The 19,044-nt window shown below is 39.1% G+C and carries 11 protein-coding genes and 1 pseudogene; 2 read left to right on the top strand and 10 right to left on the bottom strand.

Going from position 1 to position 19,044, the window contains the following annotated elements; all coding sequences use genetic code 11:
• Positions 1 to 57 precede the first annotated feature (57 nt).
• From LG329_RS16665 to LG329_RS16655, 3 genes and pseudogenes are all read right to left on the bottom strand, one after another.
• Positions 58 to 2,493 (bottom strand): annotated as a pseudogene (locus tag LG329_RS16665) (DEAD/DEAH box helicase family protein).
• Positions 2,486 to 2,812 carry a phosphoribosyl-ATP pyrophosphohydrolase gene (locus tag LG329_RS16660; protein WP_404451954.1) on the bottom strand — a complete coding sequence of 109 codons (327 nt, stop codon included), beginning with the start codon at positions 2,810 to 2,812 and terminating at the stop codon, positions 2,486 to 2,488. Before LG329_RS16660 ends, LG329_RS16665 begins: the two are co-directional and overlap by 8 nt.
• Positions 2,813 to 2,977: 165 nt before the next feature.
• Positions 2,978 to 4,615 (bottom strand): GIY-YIG nuclease family protein, encoded by a 1,638-nt coding sequence (locus tag LG329_RS16655; RefSeq protein WP_404451953.1) that lies wholly within the window; start codon positions 4,613 to 4,615, stop codon positions 2,978 to 2,980.
• A 428-nt stretch (positions 4,616 to 5,043) separates the two neighbouring features.
• Between LG329_RS16655 and LG329_RS16650 the strand changes: the two genes are divergently transcribed.
• A complete protein-coding gene (locus LG329_RS16650; protein ID WP_404451952.1) occupies positions 5,044 to 6,600 on the top strand; it encodes an ABC-F family ATP-binding cassette domain-containing protein in 1,557 nt (518 codons plus the stop codon).
• A 111-nt stretch (positions 6,601 to 6,711) separates the two neighbouring features.
• Here LG329_RS16650 and LG329_RS16645 read toward each other — a convergent pair whose 3' ends face one another.
• The 5 genes from LG329_RS16645 to LG329_RS16625 form a co-directional block, all read right to left on the bottom strand.
• Positions 6,712 to 7,566, bottom strand: a complete 855-nt coding sequence (locus LG329_RS16645; protein ID WP_404451951.1) for an ABC transporter ATP-binding protein — start codon at positions 7,564 to 7,566, stop codon at positions 6,712 to 6,714.
• Positions 7,566 to 8,597: a FecCD family ABC transporter permease gene (locus LG329_RS16640; RefSeq protein WP_404451950.1), complete on the bottom strand. Its 1,032-nt coding sequence runs from the start codon at positions 8,595 to 8,597 to the stop codon at positions 7,566 to 7,568. Before LG329_RS16640 ends, LG329_RS16645 begins: the two co-directional genes overlap by 1 nt.
• Positions 8,594 to 9,634, bottom strand: coding sequence for a FecCD family ABC transporter permease (locus LG329_RS16635; RefSeq protein WP_404451948.1), 1,041 nt, complete (start codon positions 9,632 to 9,634; stop codon positions 8,594 to 8,596). The genes LG329_RS16640 and LG329_RS16635 overlap by 4 nt, the downstream gene beginning before the upstream one ends.
• On the bottom strand, positions 9,627 to 10,709 hold the full coding sequence (locus LG329_RS16630) for an iron-siderophore ABC transporter substrate-binding protein (protein ID WP_404451947.1): 1,083 nt from the start codon (positions 10,707 to 10,709) through the stop codon (positions 9,627 to 9,629). The genes LG329_RS16635 and LG329_RS16630 overlap by 8 nt, the downstream gene beginning before the upstream one ends.
• Positions 10,710 to 10,985: 276 nt before the next feature.
• Positions 10,986 to 12,029 (bottom strand): NAD(P)/FAD-dependent oxidoreductase, encoded by a 1,044-nt coding sequence (locus LG329_RS16625; protein ID WP_404451946.1) that lies wholly within the window; start codon positions 12,027 to 12,029, stop codon positions 10,986 to 10,988.
• A gap of 515 nt (positions 12,030 to 12,544) precedes the next feature.
• Between LG329_RS16625 and LG329_RS16620 the strand changes: the two genes are divergently transcribed.
• Positions 12,545 to 14,854 carry an ATP-dependent DNA helicase gene (locus LG329_RS16620; RefSeq protein ID WP_404451945.1) on the top strand — a complete coding sequence of 770 codons (2,310 nt, stop codon included), beginning with the start codon at positions 12,545 to 12,547 and terminating at the stop codon, positions 14,852 to 14,854.
• 304 nt (positions 14,855 to 15,158) lie between these two features.
• On the opposite strand, the gene LG329_RS16615 is transcribed toward LG329_RS16620, so the two are convergent.
• A complete protein-coding gene (locus LG329_RS16615) occupies positions 15,159 to 17,192 on the bottom strand; it encodes a beta-galactosidase (RefSeq protein WP_404451944.1) in 2,034 nt (677 codons plus the stop codon).
• A gap of 39 nt (positions 17,193 to 17,231) precedes the next feature.
• Positions 17,232 to 18,962 (bottom strand): glycoside hydrolase family 35 protein, encoded by a 1,731-nt coding sequence (locus LG329_RS16610; protein ID WP_404451943.1) that lies wholly within the window; start codon positions 18,960 to 18,962, stop codon positions 17,232 to 17,234.
• Positions 18,963 to 19,044 lie beyond the last annotated feature (82 nt).

Here is a 19,044-nt window from a genome sequence, read left to right as displayed (position 1 = left end):
ATGGAGAGATTTTTGCCTCCCCATTTCTCATTTGAATTTGTCTTAATCGCTCGTTAATTATTTATTTTCTTTCCTCTCAAAATAAGCATGCAACCGATACTCACAAATCTCCTTTGTTATACGAAACAAGGTATCACGATCCCAACCGTTTACATCAAATCCTAAGCCAAATAATCCATTTTCAAACCTTGTCACCCCTTTAGAACTACCACTCCATTTTGTCATAGGCATTCTAGCGATTAACCTAGTAACCTTCTGCTCGTCATATTCCCACATTCTCTTAGTCGTCTTGTCCGAGAAATCTACCTTCTTTCGATACTCTTTCTCTGTTAAATAGGTATGGAAATACGGTGCCACTTCTTCAGGTGTTACTGACCTATACCAGTCCTTTTCTCCACGACTTAACATGTAGGACAATAAAACCATCTTGTAGCTTTTATTCATGCCAGTTTTCTCTACTTCCTCCAACCATTCCTTATATCCAGTGAACACCTTTTGTTCATCTTCAGCTAATTCATCTGCCCAGTATAAGAACCCTGCATAAGATTTAAATTCTTGTTTATAATCCCTGGCATTTGTCTTTCCGTATAAGTGCATATCTAAATATGTTGGACGATGGCCTAGTTCTTCTTTTAATGCATGGTAGGCATAAAGAAGTTTATCTTTTCTTGGCTGTTTCTTTCTTGATAATTCTATTAACAAATCAATTACCTGTACATCAAGATCAATGACACATTGACTTGGTACAATTGGGAATATTTCTTTCTTCTTTTTCCCTTTTTCATTATCTCTCTCCGTATCAAATAAGCTTAATTTGATATCAGCATTGCGGTAATTACCGATTAAATCGATAATGGTACACTGATCCTTTCCTTCATGAAGACGGAGTCCACGGCCTATTTGCTGCGTAAACACTGTTAGCGATTCCGTAGGCCGAGCGAATAACAACGTATCTACAGGTGGTATATCTACACCCTCATTGAACAGATCTACGGTAAAAATAACGTCTAATTCTCCTCTTTCTAACCTTTGAATAGCTGCATTACGGCTAATATCCACTGTTTGTGAGTGAAGGCTAATGGTATGGTAGCCTTGCTGATTAAAATAATTCGATAGAAATTGAGCTTGTTTAATGGAAGAACAGAAACCGATTGTACGTGTTTGTTTATGCTTTTTCCATGCGTTTAGCATATTTTCAGCGGTGTCTTCTCGTAGTTGTGCTGCTAGTAATTCAGTTTGGTCATATTTTGTACCAAGCCATGTAATCTGGGAGTAATCGGTCTCATCATAGACTCCATAGTAATGAAATGGTGCAAGCCACCCATGTTGAATCGCTTCAATGAAATGCATTTGGAAGGCCACATTCCCATCACAAATAGCATATACATCTTTACCATCCATTCGGTCAGGTGTTGCAGTAATTCCAAGTAAAAATTTTGGCTTAAAATAATCTAATACACGTTTGTAAGAATTTGCAGCTGCATGGTGGAATTCATCCACAACAATTAAGTCAAAGTAATCTGGAGGAAAAGTCTGAAGGTGTTCTTTCATGCTTAATGTATAAATAGATGCGAAAACATTGTCTGCTCGTGCATCTTTTATCTTTCCATTGTATATGCCATAATCACGTTCAGGCATAACATGCTGAAATGACTTTTTGGCTTGATAAAGAATTTCTTCACGATGGGCAATAAATAGCACTCGGTTAAACTTTCTCGCCAAAAATGCAGCCAAATACGTTTTCCCAAGACCAGTAGCCATTACGATCATCGCTTTATCATAGTCCTCTTTATCGTAGCTTGTAACGCTTCTAAAGCCGCTTGTTGTGCTGGGCGTGGGTCAATCTTCACATCGTATGACGTACTTGGATCAATGACCACATCAGCAATATGATCCTTTTCTTCAGTAGGAAACATTAACTCTATCTCTTCCTGCTTTGCCCAGGTTGTTGCTAGATTGGGATTTTTTTTATGATATTCTTCGTATTGATCGGCATACTTTTTTATAGTTTGCTCGTTTACCGGTACAGTTTGTTCATCGTAAAACACCTTAAGAAAACGATCCACTGCATCATCAAATGTTTCGACTTCAGCATCCTTTTCCATTACCAGATTCCACTCTACTCCTGTGGTGAGTGCAGACCTTGATAGATTAGAAGATCCGACGATTAATGTACCATCGTTAGCCTCATTGAACAGGTATGCTTTTGGATGAAAGGATGTACCATTACTCCGCCACAAACGAACTTCAACATTTTCAAGTTCTGTGAATGACAATCGGCTTAATGGCTCTGGTTGCGTGACGAATAGATAATCACCGGTGCAGATTTTAATATCAGCCCCCCCGCTTGGCAGCATCAATTAAATATGGCCTAAGCAGCTCCACGCCAGATTTCATAACAAAAGACGTTAAAATGTAGATCGTGGATGCAGTACTAATTCCTTCAATGATCTGCTTTTGAACATTTTCCGTAACAAGCTTAATGTTAGTCATCTTCAACCTCTATTAGGAAAACTTTATCATTGAACCCGCCACGTTTATCTGCTTTTTGCTGACGAATTTCTTCTAACTGTTCAATCGTAGCACCATGCGTTTTAGAAAGAGCATGAATTAGCTCCATTATATCCGCTAATTCTTCTAAACTATCTGGATCGTTATCCGCTTCTAAGTATTCCTGTAGTTCCTCATCGAGTTTTGTTTGTAGAGCTTTTATGTATTCATTGTCTTCTAGAATTCTGGTTGAGTATTCTAAGCCTTTGTTTCCAATTATTTGCGGAATGAGGTCGCGTACTAGTTTGTTGTATGTTGGCATGTTGGTTCTTCCTTTCTTCTACTTGAAGTGTTATATATACAAGGCATATAGTCGTTTTTATAAATATTCGCAGCAATTCAACTTGCGGATTTTTTTAAGGTTAATGGCATAACAAAAAAACAATATAGGACAGGCTGCACCCATCCTAATTAAAAATCTTCTAGATCATGATACTAATTCAGATTCTTCTATTGCACGAGTCTGATGAAATTCCTCTGCCAACATGGTCGTAACAAATTCCACCGTAGGGCTTATTTCTTCAACCATATCTCTTAAGCTATTAACATCCGTCTTAAAGAATTCTTTTCGGTAGTTGACTTTATTTACCCTTTGTTGGTTTAATCTTTTATGCAACTTGTTTTCCAGTCCAACCGCGTCGTCACTGAATACCATTGCATGTACGTCAAATTTAAATGGTACAGAAGCATCTCCTAATTCATCTATTCTATCTTGAGGAATCATTCGTCTTGTCATACCGATTTTGAACATTTTCTCTCCAAAAGAACCTAAATTTGAAATGATGTAGACATAACCTGCTTTACCTAGCGTCAAACTAGCAATCTCATCTTTCTTTACATCAATTCCCTTTACTTGCAACTCCAGTTCTTTTAGTCTTCCTTCTAACTGACGAACCTTTTCTTCATCTTTTTCTTCTTCCAAAAGCTTTATGTTTCTTGCAATTTCAACTTCAAATTTCTGCTCTTCTTTCTCAAGCCTCTTCCTTTCCTCTGCAAGCTGTTTTCTTTCTTCTGCCTCTTGCCTCATTTGTTCTTTAATCAATTTCTGCTCCTCTTTTTCACGTTCACGGTAAGTATAATATTTATACTCAATATTAATTAATTCAATATATAAAGGTTCGATTTCAGTCAGGAACTTTGTAATTGTAGGTAGGATTGATTTATTACCATTTGCACAGATTGCTAAATATTTAGTTATTATATCTTTGACAGATTGAACAGACTCATCTATCTTGTTGTATTTTAATTGCAATAATAGAATTTGCACCTCTGCTTGCAATCCAATGACCATCAAATTATAAATAGCTTTATTACCTTTTGTAGTATATCTATTTTCATATTTGCTTAATACGTTTTTAATTTCTTTATTAGTGGCATTGGACAGCTTTCTTAATTCCTTAGAATTATCGGAATGCAGATGCAATTTTATTATGGTGCCAAGAAGTGTTTCCTCATTAAGCTCATTGTTTAGTTGCTCCATTTTGTGACCAACAGCCTCAAAATCAATTGTGTGGGGGAATCTTTCTTCAAAGTTTTTTAAACCAACAATATCTGATTTAAACTTTCTTGCCTGTGTTTTGTATCTGTTTACTTCTTTTATTAATTGTGCATGTTCCTCAGAAAGTTGTTCTATTTCGCTTTTGTATTCCGACACTTTTGATACTATGCTAGTTATACTCTCATTTGCTTCTTTAGTTATTTCTTCCGCTTCTATATTTGCACTTTCCAGTATAGTATTTCGTTCCACTTCCATTTTTGTTTCAAAATCAGCTTTTAAATTATTAATAAATTTATCTTGATTGTTAATTACAGTTTCATTTTCTTCTATTAATTTATTATTGTTCCCGATGTCGGTTTGGAGCTTTGCAAGTTTCTCCTCTTTATCCCTAATCGGCATATTTAGCAATTCATCACTCTTGAACGTTTCATAAAATTTCTTTCTGTTCCTCATTTGTATAATCAATAAAACAATTGCTAATATCGCTGGTATAATCAAAAAACTAAAAATTGAAATCACAAAAATTGTAATAGTAGAATACCACCACTTATCTTTATAAGTTTCCATTCAAATTCCCCCTCATATAGTTTATATTACCTAGTTTACCAAAGTAATAATGAATTAACATTGTTTATTTAAGATGCTTCATACTAGAACCCCCCCTTTCTAGGCATTCTCTTCACCCCGTCTTCCTTTCTTATGTCTACCTTCACTCTAACAATAAGGCTATACATCTTTCTGTAAGTAAATAAGTGAGTTTTAATAAAACCTCTTTATGCAAACAAATCAATTTCGTTTTGGTTGGATAATCGGTCACGATTCCCTCAGCTCGTACTTTAATGGTATGAACTGGTAATCTTTTCTTGGAACCCGGTGTCACACGTTTTGATAAAAAAGCTACTTCAATTTTTATTTATCGTCACTTACCCTATCACTTTTCACCAAAGACCTTTATAATAGGTATGCGAAAACTATCGAAAGAAAAGGTGTTTTACATGAGTTTACTAACAGTTAAAGATTTAACCCACGGCTTCGGAGATCGAGCTATTTTCGAAGACGTTTCTTTTCGTTTATTAAAGGGTGAACATATTGGGCTTATTGGTGCCAACGGTGAAGGTAAGTCCTCTTTTATGAATATCATTACGGGTAAATTAGAGCCTGATGCGGGGACAATCATGTGGTCCAAACGCGTACGCATCGGTTACTTAGACCAGCACGCCGATCTTAGCCAGGGCATGACAATGCGCGACGTACTCCGGACGGCTTTCAAATATCTATTTGATATGGAAACAGAAATGAACGAACTTTTTGCAAAAATGGGGGAAGTCGGGCCTGAGGAACTTGAAGAATTACTTGAAGAAACTGGTCGGCTTCAAGATGCCTTAACAAACAATGATTTTTACACCATCGATGCTAAAGTTGACGAAGTTGCCAATGGACTTGGTCTGGACGAAATTGGTTTAGAGCGTGGTGTTCACGATTTGAGTGGTGGCCAACGCACGAAAGTCCTGCTTGCCAAACTCCTTTTAGAGAAACCTGATATTTTGCTACTCGATGAACCGACCAACTACCTTGATGTAGAGCATATCGAATGGTTAAAGAAATATTTACTAGAATACGAAAATGCATTCATTCTTATCTCACATGACATACCGTTTTTAAATAGCGTTGTAAATTTGATCTATCATATGGAGAACCAGGAGCTGACCCGTTACCCAGGGGATCATAATGAATTTCTTCGTGTTTATGATATGAAAAAACAACAACTTGAATCCGCATTTAAGAAGCAACAAAAGGAAATCGCCAGTTTAAAAACTTTTGTTGCAAAAAATAAGGCAAATGCGGCAACGAGTAAAATGGCGACGTCACGTCAAAAGAAGCTCGATAAGATGGATGTCATCGAATTAGATTCGGAAAAACCAAAACCTAAATTTCGTTTCAACGAAGCACGGACAGCTGGAAGGTATTTGTTCGAGACAAACGAACTCGTCATTGGATATGAGGAGCCACTATCAAGAAAACTTAATCTGGTCATGGAACGTGGCCAAAAGCTAGCATTATCAGGGGCAAACGGAATCGGGAAAACCACCCTATTACGAAGTATTCTCGGAGAAATTAAGCCGGTTTCTGGCTCTGTTATGCTGGGTGAGCACCTTCATATCGGTTATTTTGAACAAGAACTAAAAGAAACAACCAACGGAACATGTATTGAAGAAATGTGGGATGAATTCCCTCACCTCACTCAACAAGAGGTGCGTCGTTCCTTAGCCCAATGTGGCCTCACCAAGAAGCATATTGAAAGTAAAGTTCGCGTATTGAGCGGAGGCGAAAAAGCAAAAGTCCGCCTTTGTAAATTATTAAACAAAGAGACCAATCTGCTCATACTTGATGAGCCAACCAACCACCTGGACGTTGACGCAAAAGCAGAACTTAAACTTGCGTTGAAAGGTTATAATGGCAGTGTACTACTAATCTCACACGAGCCAGAATTTTATCAAGACATCGTGACAGACGTTTGGAATTGTGAAGATTGGACGACCAGAGTGTTTTAACAAAAAGAGAAGGACTGCCCGTTAACTTGGGAAAGTCCTTCTCTTTTTGTATGATTAAAAGTAGCCTTACTATCCAAGCTTTCTAGGATAACAGGAATCTGGAAAAAAGCATTATCGAGTAAAAGCAGATACTGGAAGATTGTCACGATTTAAGGATTCCACGCCACCATTAACATGATGTCTTCCTATTGGTACCACAAAAGGAGAGCCCGAAATGGGATCTTTTATCACAGTGGATTGAAGTCCAAAAATACCTTTAATCAATGTACTTGTAATAACCGATGATGGATCGCCCTCTGCCACAAGCTTTCCTTGATGAAGAGCAAAAATATTGTCTGCATATCTCGCGGACAAATTGATATCATGAAGCACCATTACAATCGTTGTTCCGTATTTTCGGTTAAGGTCTGTGAGTAGGTCCAGAATTTCGACTTGATAGGTGATATCCAAAAAGGTTGTTGGTTCGTCGAGAAATAAAATATCGGTTTGTTGAGCCAGAGCCATAGCAATCCAAACACGCTGCCTCTGACCACCTGAAAGCTCGTCAATGTGATGATTGGCAAGCTCAGTAATATTCATAATTTCCATAGCTTCGGCAACAGCTTCATAATCCTTTTTTGTCCATCCGCTAAACAGCGATTGGTGTGGAAATCTTCCTCGTCCAACTAAGTCAGCGACAGATATTCCTTCCGGGACAATAGGTGATTGTGGAAGGAGTCCTAAAGTGCGAGCCAATTGTTTTGACGGAATTTTGCTAAGCGGCTTATCATCAAGGGTGATTTTTCCAGATATTGGTTTGATAAGCCTTGCCAGTGTTTTAAGGAGCGTAGACTTTCCGCAGGCGTTTGCCCCAATAATAACGCTTATTTTATTACTGGGGATACTAAGGCTTATTCCTTGGATAACCGCTTTATTATCATAGCCTGCTACCGTTTGTTCGGCTTGAAAAACATGTGTCGGTTTCATTATAAATCTCCCTTTCGATTCATTCGAATTAGCAAGTAGATCAGATATGGTGCTCCAAGTATGCCAGTTACGATGCCAACAGGATATCTAACCTCAAAAGCAAATTGACCGATTAGATCTGACATCAAAACCAAATTCACGCCAACAAGACCCGCTGGAATTACGCTTGAAAGGCCAACTCCGACTAGTCTTTTCGCGATTGGTCCTGAAAGAAAAGCAACAAAGGCGATTGGACCCGTAGTAGCTGTAGCCAGAGCAATCATGCAGACGGAACTTAAAATAAGTGCAATTCTTGTCTTGTTCGTGTTGATTCCGAGAGAAGTGGCCGAATGTTCTCCAAGTTCCAATATACCTAGATGTTTTCTTAGCACTATAATGATAGGAGCAAAGATCAAAACCGTTATAACAAGAGGCGGAAGCTCGTGCATTTGAGAGCCATTGAGACTGCCACTGAGCCATCTGATTGCTGCTGGGAGATCTTGTTGTGCACCAACCAATAGAAGGTACGATACCACGGCGTTAAGCATGGCCTGTATGCCTATTCCAATAAGGATTATACGACCGACTGAAAATGACTTTCCTCTGGATAATATATAAATTAACGTGACTGTAGCAAGGCCAGCAATCACCGAAGCAATGGAAATAACTGCATTGCTTGTATGTAGGACGATTATGCAAAAAACAGCCGCTACGCTCGACCCGGAGGTAATACCGATTATATCAGGGCTCGCAAGGGGGTTACGCAACATCGTCTGGAAGGTGTTTCCAGCAAGACCAAAAGCAAATCCCGCAAAAAGACCTGCCAGCATTCTTGGTAGTCTAATGGTATTAACCGCAAAAGACACACCTTTGACCTGCTCTCCCAAAAGCACTCGAATTACATCTTCAACAGAATAAATGGTGTTCCCTATTAAGAGCATTGCGCAGCACAAAATGATTGAAAGTGTCACAAGTAAGCTGGTTACAAGTATCCATCGGCGGTGTCTTTGACGTCTGCCTGCCATAATAAATTCAACAGATTTATTTTTCATAATGAACGCACTTTCATTCTCATAGCCAGTATTATTAGTAACGGAGCTCCTATAAATGCTGTGACTACACCGACTTCAAGTTCACCAGGGTTGCCAATGAGCCTTCCAATTACATCTGACACAGTTAAAATAATTGCTCCTGAAATTGCTGACAAGGGTATAACGAAACGCAGGTCGGGGCCAAGCATAAGTCGTATTGTATGAGCTGATAAAAGCCCGATAAAACCAATAGGTCCAGCCAGGGCAGTAGCTGCGCCGCACAAAAGAACCGCCGCAACAGCCGCAACAAGTCTCAGTACTCCTGTTCGAACGCCCAGTCCGCTCGCCATTTCGTCTCCCAGTGCCAGCGCATTTAGCGCAGGAGCAGAAATAATAGCTATCAGTATTCCAATTATCAGAAATGGGGCGAAAGTAGCAATAGAGCTCCAGGTTGCTGAGCCAACGCTTCCCACTTGCCAAAACCTAAATTGATCCATGACATAAGTGCGAGAAATCATTATGGCAGTAATCAGAGAAGAAAGGGCAGCGCTTGTGGCGGCTCCCGCCAGAACAAGTTTAAGGGGCGTGGCGCCACCACGCCCCATAGATCCGATTCCGAATACGAAAACTGCAGTAATCGCAGCCCCAGCTAAAGCTAGCCATATATATTGATTTGCAGTACTTATGTTCAAGAACGCAATTCCACATACAACAAACAAGGATGCGCCTGTGTTCACTCCCAGTATACTTGGATCTGCAATCGGGTTGCGAGTGACCGCTTGCATAAGTGCTCCGGAAACGCCAAGTGCAGCACCGCAAAATAAACCGAATATGGTTCGGGAAATTCTCTTGCGAACCACGTTTGCCCCGAAGGAATCTACACCTGGGTGAAATAAGCCATCTATCAGTTCATTAAGTCTCACCGGTCGAGAGCCAAAGACCAAGGATACGAAAACACATATGACCAGCAAGACCAAACAAACGACCAGTACCGCCGTTATATTTCTCGGTTTATGTATGTTTAACTGGTTGTTTTTTGAATCTAGTGAACTATTCATCTAACTTTTCAATAGCTCCTCCAATTAACTCCAGGTACTCATCAATGGTATAAGCTATAGAGAGCGGATTAGGGTTTCCAGCTGCCGCCAAAGGTGTACCGTTACCAATAAACACAACAGAGCCTCGTTGGATTGCTGGAATTTTGCCAAGCAGGGGATCTGCTTTAACTGCCTCATATAAACTTTCATCACCATACCCAATTAGTATATCAGCATCGTTAAGTATGTCAGCATTCTCAGCACTTAATGTCATTGAATAGCTAGTGGAATCCGTAATCTCGTTCGTAACACTTTCAGGATACTCCATTCCTAGCTCCATCAGAAATGCGCCGCGAGGGTCTGCAGGAGTATAAACATGTATTTCAGACATATCTTTAGCTGAGAAGTTGGCCCAGACAACCTTTTTTCCCTGCATCTCAGGATATTCGCTTGCTTTTTCCTTAATCAGATTCTCGGTATCCTTAATTAGTTGTTCTCCCTCAGCCTTCATGCCCATACCTGTTGCATTTAAAATAACTTGCTCACGCCATGTGGTTACCCAAGGACTGGTCTGATAGGCCACAACAGGAGCGATTTGACTAAGAATATCATAGTCTTCTTGTGTGATACCGGAGTAAGCTGCAAGAATTACATCTGGGTTTGTATCTGAAATCGCCTCAAAATCAAGGCCGTCTGTATCTTGAAAAATATTTGGATCATCTACGCCAAGTTCCTTGAGCTTTTCAGCTGTCCAAGGCAACATTCCGCTGTCATCCTGAACGCCGTAATTCGCTGCCGAGAAGCCCACAGGCACAACTCCGAGAGCGAGAGCAACATCGTGATTTGCCCATTGAATGGTGGCAACTCGTTCAGGTTTGCTTTCAATTACTGATTCGCCAAAAGCATGCTCGATTACAATCGGATATTTAGAGCTCTTTTCTTTGGAAGAAGATGATTCTGTATCAGTCTTTTCCGTACTTGACGATGCATTCTCATCCGCAGTTGAATTGGATTCCTGAGCTGAGCAACCAAATAATATTATGGTCATAGACAAAATAAATAAAGCTGTTAATGAAATTCTTCGTTTTGCATTCATTTGCATTTCCATCCTTTTTATAAATTATAATTTTTGTATTGCTGACTAACTGCCTTTGATGATATTCAGCTTCCCTGTGAATATGTTGAGAGTTGTTTCACAGGATCTATTACCATCTCCTTTTTCAAATGATAACGATTATCATTATCAATGATAGATTCACATTGCCACATTGTCAATGAAATTTAATGGAGTTAATTGCGATGTACGGTTTTTTATTATTTTACCTGTACAAATAATTCTCAGGTATTTCAGTGGACTGATGGTTTTATACCATTAATTTTCTAACTGCAATTCTTTGTTCCTCTGCTTAAAAATTTCATTATGGGAGGACACCATACCTATCTGATTAGCATCTGGTTGAACAAATTGTTTTGCTTTGTTTACAGCGTTAACAGCATCTTGAAATGCTCCAGCTATTAGGTGGACTTTACCATCGTACATAAGGATATCACCTGCTGCATACAAGCCATCCACAGAGGATTGACTTTTTGAATCACCTTCAATATAGTAATCATTTACTCTTTTAATATCTAAGCTACAATCATTTAATAATTCAGCATCACGTTCATAACCATGGTTGATTATTACCTCATCGATGTTCAGATTAGTCACTTCACCAGTATGGTGGTTCGTTAATTCTACACTTTGGATAGAGTCCTGGTTATCACAACCATTCAATTCGGTTATGGAAGTATTATAAAAGCACTTGGCCGAACTACTATTAAGTAGTGCAACCTGGGCTTCATGACCATTCAAAGAATCCTTTCTATGGGTAAGATACACTTGTTTGGCAAAGGGTAATAATTCAATAGCCCAATCAACTGCTGAATTACCACCACCTGAAATAATGACAGTTTTATCTTTGAACTTTTTCAAGGATTTGACTATGTAATGTAAATTGGAAGCCTCAAATCGATCCGCACCATCAATATCAAGCTTCTGTGGCTTCAAAATCCCCGCGCCGATGGCTACGATAACTGTTTTTGAGAAATGTATCTGCCCAGATTCACAATGCAGCATAAAGATTTTATCTTCATTTTGCTCGATTTTCACTACTTTTTCATTCAATATTACGGTCGGATCGAATGTTGATCCTTGAGTGACTAATTGCTCAATGAGTTTTTCACCTGTAATAGGAGTTAGTCCGCCGATATCCCAAATCATTTTTTGTGGGTAAACATGTATTTTCCCTCCTAATTTTGGCTGAAATTCAATGAGTTTCGTTTTCATAGATCTTAGCCCGCTATAAAACGTAGAGTATAATCCCGCGGGACCACTTCCTATAATGGTGAGGTCATACAATTCCTGTGTATCCATTTATATACCCCTTTCCTTTTAGATATTTATTCTTTCTGAAACTTCACTAATGCAATTAATCTTTTTTCTAAAACAGGGTACCAAACACATAATAAGTAATTACGTTTAGATTTTAATCTGTCCGCAGTAATTGATAATGATTTTCAATATCAAAAGTATCTTATCACAGATAGGAGATGATAACAATTAAGAAAAGTGAATTATTTTAAAATTAATGGCATCTACGTGCGAATTTACACTTTTATGGATTTTGAAAGATCAAAAGCCTAATTCCTCCGAATTTTTCGTGAGAAATTAGGCTTTTGATGTTCAACAAACGCTAGAAACCTGACCCTGCAGTAAAAGACACTAACTATTAAAAAAAAGAGTAAGCCATCTTAACTGTAATTTCAAAACAAACGTTCCCGTTCACGTGAAAAATATCTCTAAACATATTATACTTGTATTATGGAAACAAATGAATTTCCGGCACAAAATATATCTAGCTTTTAAAAAATGGGGAATGAAAATTCGATATGAATAAACAAAAAACAGAAAGCCCGAAACACTTCCATCTGTCTGCCAGGAGACTTGTGGAATATGCATTTCAAAGTGGCAGTATCGAAACCGGCTTTCGTTCGACGGCACCACTGCTTGATGGTACCAAAGCACATCAGAAAATCCAGAAAACCTATGGGAAGAATGATCAGAAAGAAGTCTATTTGCAAACGGAAGTTGCTTCTGACGATATCACATTTCAAATAGACGGGCGCTGTGATGGGCTACTGAAAAATGACGACGGTTCCTCCATTGTTATTGATGAAATCAAATCCACATCCGGACCATTGGATCTGATCACAGAGGAAACGTATCCCGTGCACTGGGCCCAGGCTTGTGTGTACGGTTATATCTATACTACTGATAACGAGCTAGAAAACATCACAATCCAGTTGACATATGTACAAGTCCAGTCAGAACAACAAAAAAAGTTTCAGCGAAAAATGACACGCCAGGAATTGGCTGACTTCATGATGGATATGATTTCCCAATATGTGCCTTACGCCAGATTGCGAATGAAACTGCTGGAAAAAAGGAATGTAAGCACAAAAGAATTGATGTTCCCCTTTGACAATTACCGCGAGGGTCAGCGTAAACTTGCTGGCGCCGTATATAAAACGATTCAGGAGAAAAAAACACTGTTTGCCAAGGCGTCGACTGGTATTGGCAAAACGATTTCAACTATTTTCCCGGCTGTAAAGGCGATTAGCGAAGGGCACCTGGAGCGGATTTTTTATTTGACCGCCAAGACAATCACCCGTACTGCAGCTGAAGAAACTTTCCGGATTCTGCAGGAAAAAGGACTCCAATTAACGGTTGTGACGATTACAGCTAAGCATAAAATCTGTTTTCAGGATGAAGTGAACTGTGATAAAGCGGAATGTCCATTTGCTAACGGCTATTATGACCGCATCAACGGGGCTGTTTTAGATATCTTGCAGCACGAATCCCTACTAACAAGGCCCGTGATTGAAGCGTATGCCCGCAAGCACACGGTTTGTCCGTTTGAATTTTCACTGGATCTAGCGTATGCGGCGGATGTAGTTATCTGTGATTATAATTATATTTTCGATCCAAGGGTTTCCTTGCAGCGGCTATTTGAAGAACAGAAGAAAAAGACAGCACTGCTAATAGATGAGGCGCATAACCTTGTGGACCGTGCGAGGGAGATGTATTCTGCAACGGTAAACAAAGCGGACTTTCTTGCCGTATATAAGGAATATAAAGGAAGTAAGGAGTTTATTGCCAAATCGGCTAAGGCTGTAAATGATCATCTGCTTGCCAAAAAGAAACAGAACCAGATGATTGATACAGAACTGGATAGAAAACTTGTGCGTGCGGTTGACGCATTCGCTTACGATGCTGAAGAAGAACTGGTGCGCGGGGGTGATGCTGATGAGTTGTTATTGAATACATATTTTGCGGCACAATCATTTGTAAAAATCGCGGATTTGTATGATAAACGATTTACCAGCTACTTGACAGTCGATGGCGATGATATTGTGTTGAAACTGTTTTGCCTCGATCCATCCCATCAGCTCAAACGTATGGGAAAAGGCTTCCGATCGAAAATATTTTTTTCAGCAACGCTGACCCCCGCTGGTTATTATATGGATTTGCTTGGAGGCCTGGTAGAGGATTATGTTCTATCCATCCCTTCACCTTTTGAGCGGGAGAATGCTGAAGTGATCATCCAGCCACTATCGACAAGGTTTCGTGACAGAGAACGCACGCTAGACAAGATGGTTGCTTTTATCACGGATTTACTGACAAAACGGCAGGGAAATTTCCTAGTATTCTTTTCATCTTATAAATACATGCAGATGGTGTATGAGCGATTTGCCGTAGCTGCGCCAGAAGTGCAGACCATTGTACAGAATGGACAGATGACGGAGATTGATAAAGAAGTCTTTCTGGAAGCATTTGAGGAAAAAGATGATCAACAGGAGCGTCTCGTTGGGTTCGCTGTGCTTGGAGGTATTTTTTCTGAAGGTGTTGATTTGAAAGGAAACCGGCTGCAAGGCGTGATTATCATCGGCGTGGGGCTGCCCCAAATCGGCTTGGAACGTGATATTATCAAAGATTACTTCCAAGCAAACGGACATCATGGCTATGATTATGCATACGTCTACCCTGGCATGAACAAAGTGCTGCAGGCTGGCGGCAGACTCATCCGCACCGACACAGACCGCGGCACTATCGCACTTATCGACGACCGCTTCCTTCAGCCGAAGTATCAAACAATGCTACCTTACGAATGGCAACACTGGAATCAGACCCTCCGCTAACCCTTACTAATCAGCCGGTGAATGGTGAAAAAGTTGTTCCGATTTTTAGTAAAGGTGAAATAGAGGGCGTTCCTGACGAGTACATCATAATTTTTGCACCGATTAAGGATAGAAAAGATACCATTCTTGAAGTTGGGGATGATATTAGGATTCCGTTGACTGAGTTAGGACTAGCGCTATGACAAGTTAAGTCAATTCAAGCACAAATCATTCATTCGAAACCAATTAAATAAATAGTGCTGACACCCTGTAAAACAGGATATCAGCACTATTATATAAACAGGTTTGGGCAACCCTAATTTAATTACTTCACCTTAGTTAGAATAAGTACACCTTTACCATCCAAAGTCACTTTTCCGGCGATATCCTTATTAAGGAGTAAGTCATAATATTTATGTTCGTTAATATTTATAGTGACTTCCTCGCTGTTATGATTCAGTACAAATAAATAAGAATGTCCGTCCTTGATTCGTTCTGTTGTTTCTACACCTTCTGGAACATCTAGAAGGGACTCTATTCCAGCTTCCTCACAGATAGAACTTAATAGTCCTGTTAGGAATTCGCTATCTGGGCTTGATGCGACATACCATGCTTTCCCTTTTCCAAATTGATTTGCAGTAACTACAGGCATACCTTGATAAAAGTCAGAACCATACTCAGCGATTACTTCCGCTCCTTCTGAATGAATTAGATCAAATAGTAAGTTACATGTATAGCTTCCACTTAAGTTTCCCCATGTTTCTTTCATTACAATTTCATTCTTTTCATCTGGATGCAGGGCATCAATTTCCTCTGACCAAATTCCAAGGACATTTCGCAGTTCACCTGGATAACCACCTAGTGTGACAATATCATTTTCATTTACAATACCACTGAAAAAGGTAGTCATGAATGTTCCTCCATTTTCAACAAATGACTCAACATTTTTGGCGTACCCTTCTTTAACCATATAAAGCACAGGGGCAATGACTAAATCATACTGACCTAAATCTTCCTCTATCCCAATCATATCGACTTGAATATTTTGCTTATACAAGGCGTCATAGTACTTATGAACTTCTGCAACATAGTCTAAAGCAACGGAAGGTCCACTTGTCAAATCAACGGCCCAACGATTTTCCCAATCAAATACAATTGCCACTTTTGCATTCACACGTGCATCTAGTAACTTGTCACCGAGCTGATCCAATTCTCCACCTAATTGTGCTACTTCTTTGAAAACCCTTGTATGTTCGTTACCTACGTGTTCGATGACTGCTCCATGATACTTTTCACATGCACCAATCGATCGTCTTAATTGAAAATAAAGAATCGTATCTGCTCCACGTCCAATTGCTTGGTAACTCCATAATCGCATCACGCCTGGTCTCTTCAGCGAGTTATACGGCTGCCAATTTTGCTGACTCGGCGTTTGTTCCATTACCATAAAAGGTTGCCCGCTTTTTAAACCTCGCATCAAATCATGTGTCATTGCCGTGTAACTTGCCGGTGTATCGATTGCAGGATAGTTATCCCATGACACAACATCCATTTCCTTCGCCCATTTAAAGTAGTCTAGCATCGGATAAGTACCCATAAGGTTTGTTGTGATAGGTGTGTTGTTATTCTGTTTTCTAATCGCTTGGTATTCTAATTTATAACATTCTAGTAAACTATCGGACATAAAACGTCTGTAGTCTAAGGAGATTCCTTGAAAATTGGAAACATCTCCTTCATTTTCCTCGCTAAGTATGTTTGGTAGTACAATCTCATCCCATTCATAAAATGTATGGCCCCAAAACGCTGTATTCCACGCCTTATTTAGGTTATCTAGTGACTTATACTTGTCATTTAACCATTTATGAAATGCCTGCTCACATTGATTGCAATAACAATAGCCTCCGTATTCATTCGAAACATGCCAAATCAACACCGCTGGATGGTCCTTATATCTTTCGGCAAGCTTGCCTGCTATTCTTTCTGCGTGCTTTCGATAGGTAGGGCTGTTTGGACATGAATTATGTCTACCACCAAACTTTCTTTTCCTTCCATAAAAATCAACACGTCGTACATCGGGATATTTTTTTGCCATCCATGCGGGATGTGCCGCTGTGCTAGTTGCTAAACAAGTATAGATACCATTTTCATAAAGCCGATCAATTTTCTCATCTAGCCATTCAAAATTAAATGTATTTTCATCAGGTTGACTCAACACCCATGAGAATACATTCAATGTAGCAACATCAATCCCAGCAAGTTTAAACATTCGGATATCTTCATCCCAGATTTCAGTAGAATTCCATTGTTCAGGGTTGTAATCCCCCCCGTGCCATATTTTAGATAACTTTTCATTTATCATACGAAGCAGCTCCATTCATTTGTTTTCTATTATCTTTTTTTAGTTTAGCTTTGGCTCACTTAGTAATTGAACGTTATCTGTATTGGTATATTCTAATTCCAATACAACTATCTGATTGCCTTTTTGCTTCAAAAGTGGGCCAGGAAGGTAAAGCCTCTGCTGTGGTCCGGCAGAATTCCAATATCTCCCTAAGTTAAAACCATTAATGAAGACATTTCCTTTTGTAAAACCGTATGTATCAACGTACGTATCACCTATTTGATCGACATCAAAACTTCCGCGGTAGAATTTTGGAAATCTGGTTTCATCATTATTATGATGATAATTTTCGGGCAATCTTTCTAATTCGATTGCGTACATTTCCCAATTAAAAAAGTATTGTTCCCCTAACCAGATGTTTTTGACTAGTCCCTTCTTATCAGTAAGATGCTCACCATAATTTGCTCTTCCCATATTCTCAACAAATATCTCTAGCAAGTTGTTCTTTTCAGGGAAATTTAGCGTAAGTTCCTTTTTCTCATCATTCTTATAGGTGGTTGCAACGTAACTACCATTTATATATAGATAGGCACGATCATGGATTGCATCAGAATTAAATTTCAATTCACCTTTTCTATTAATATTTGTACGATATAGTGTGTATCCATAAGGTTGATCAATTTCTTCCATAGATAATGGACTGACATGCTTAACTTTATTACTAATTTCACTTAAGGTATCAAATATACTGACAGATTCTGTTACGGCAATACTACCGTACTCTTTAGCTAGAGTTAGTGTACTTTTATAGTCTTCCGGAACCTCAATATAATCACGTAACACTTTCTTTATTGCATCGTACTTCTTTGTTGTTTCACCACGTTCTGTTAACAAGCTGTCATAATCATAGCTAGTGATAGTAGGATAATAAATGTCATAGTGATTTGCACCATTCATAAATCCAAAATTTGTTCCTCCCTGAAACATATAAAAGTTAACGGAGCCCTTCTTTTCTATTAACTCTCTAAAGACCTCAGCAACATTTTTAGCACTTCGCGTGTGGTGTTCGCCTGTCCAATAGTCAAACCATCCAATCCAAAATTCTGCAACTAATTTCGGCGAATTTGGTTTCAGCTTTTCAAGTTCTTCAAATGCACGCTCAACTTTCGACCCAAAATTGAGTGTTGTCGTCACATCTTGCAGCGAACCTTGTTCAATAAACTCGGGACCATCCGATGTAAATAAAAATGTATCCAAATCGTGTTTTCCGTAAAGATGCTTCAAGAACTCCAAATAACTCTTGTCATTTCCATACGCGCCATACTCATTTTCAATTTGCATAGCGATAACTGGCCCACCGTACTGGTACAAGTACTGTTTGAATTTAGGTAATAAAACATCATAATAATCCTCGACATGATTTAAATAGGCTGGATGACTACTCCGTAATACCATTTCTTCTTCCTTAAGCAACCATGCGGGTAATCCCCCCATCTCCCACTCTGCGCAAATGTATGGGGAAGGTCGCAAAATGACGTACAGTCCCAGTTCATGAGCTAGTTTAATAAACTTCTCCACATCCGCCATCCCTGAGAAGTTAAATTCCCCTTTTTTAGGTTCATGAAAATTCCAAGGTATGTATGTCTCAACTGTATTCAGTCCCAATGCTTTTAACTTCTCAAGTCTATCTCTCCAATATTCAGGTACAATTCGAAAATAGTGTATTGCTCCAGACAACAATTGAAAAGGCTTTTCTTCTAAATGAAATTCTCCGCCTTTAGCTGTTAACATTCATTTACCTCCCTGACATCAAATTATTCCTAATGTAAAGAACCAAAGGAACTGACATAGTAAGTCAGAATTAAATATAAGA

Origin of the sequence: Virgibacillus necropolis (genome assembly GCF_044793635.1) — a bacterium.
Taxonomy (GTDB): Bacteria; Bacillota; Bacilli; order Bacillales; family Amphibacillaceae; genus Virgibacillus_F; species Virgibacillus_F necropolis_A.
Note: the sequence above shows the minus strand (reverse complement) of the source record. Positions and strands in the feature narration are given on the sequence as shown.

What these genes read in the sequence shown, in the direction of transcription:
- LG329_RS16660 (WP_404451954.1), bottom strand. Translation starts at nt 2,812, where the DNA reads ATGCCAACATACAACAAACTAGTACGCGACCTCATTCCGCAAATAATT.
- LG329_RS16655 (WP_404451953.1), bottom strand. Translation starts at nt 4,615, where the DNA reads ATGGAAACTTATAAAGATAAGTGGTGGTATTCTACTATTACAATTTTT.
- LG329_RS16650 (WP_404451952.1), top strand. Translation starts at nt 5,044, where the DNA reads ATGAGTTTACTAACAGTTAAAGATTTAACCCACGGCTTCGGAGATCGA.
- LG329_RS16645 (WP_404451951.1), bottom strand. Translation starts at nt 7,566, where the DNA reads ATGAAACCGACACATGTTTTTCAAGCCGAACAAACGGTAGCAGGCTAT.
- LG329_RS16640 (WP_404451950.1), bottom strand. Translation starts at nt 8,597, where the DNA reads ATGAAAAATAAATCTGTTGAATTTATTATGGCAGGCAGACGTCAAAGA.
- LG329_RS16635 (WP_404451948.1), bottom strand. Translation starts at nt 9,634, where the DNA reads ATGAATAGTTCACTAGATTCAAAAAACAACCAGTTAAACATACATAAA.
- LG329_RS16630 (WP_404451947.1), bottom strand. Translation starts at nt 10,709, where the DNA reads ATGAATGCAAAACGAAGAATTTCATTAACAGCTTTATTTATTTTGTCT.
- LG329_RS16625 (WP_404451946.1), bottom strand. Translation starts at nt 12,029, where the DNA reads ATGGATACACAGGAATTGTATGACCTCACCATTATAGGAAGTGGTCCC.
- LG329_RS16620 (WP_404451945.1), top strand. Translation starts at nt 12,545, where the DNA reads ATGAATAAACAAAAAACAGAAAGCCCGAAACACTTCCATCTGTCTGCC.
- LG329_RS16615 (WP_404451944.1), bottom strand. Translation starts at nt 17,192, where the DNA reads ATGATAAATGAAAAGTTATCTAAAATATGGCACGGGGGGGATTACAAC.
- LG329_RS16610 (WP_404451943.1), bottom strand. Translation starts at nt 18,962, where the DNA reads ATGTTAACAGCTAAAGGCGGAGAATTTCATTTAGAAGAAAAGCCTTTT.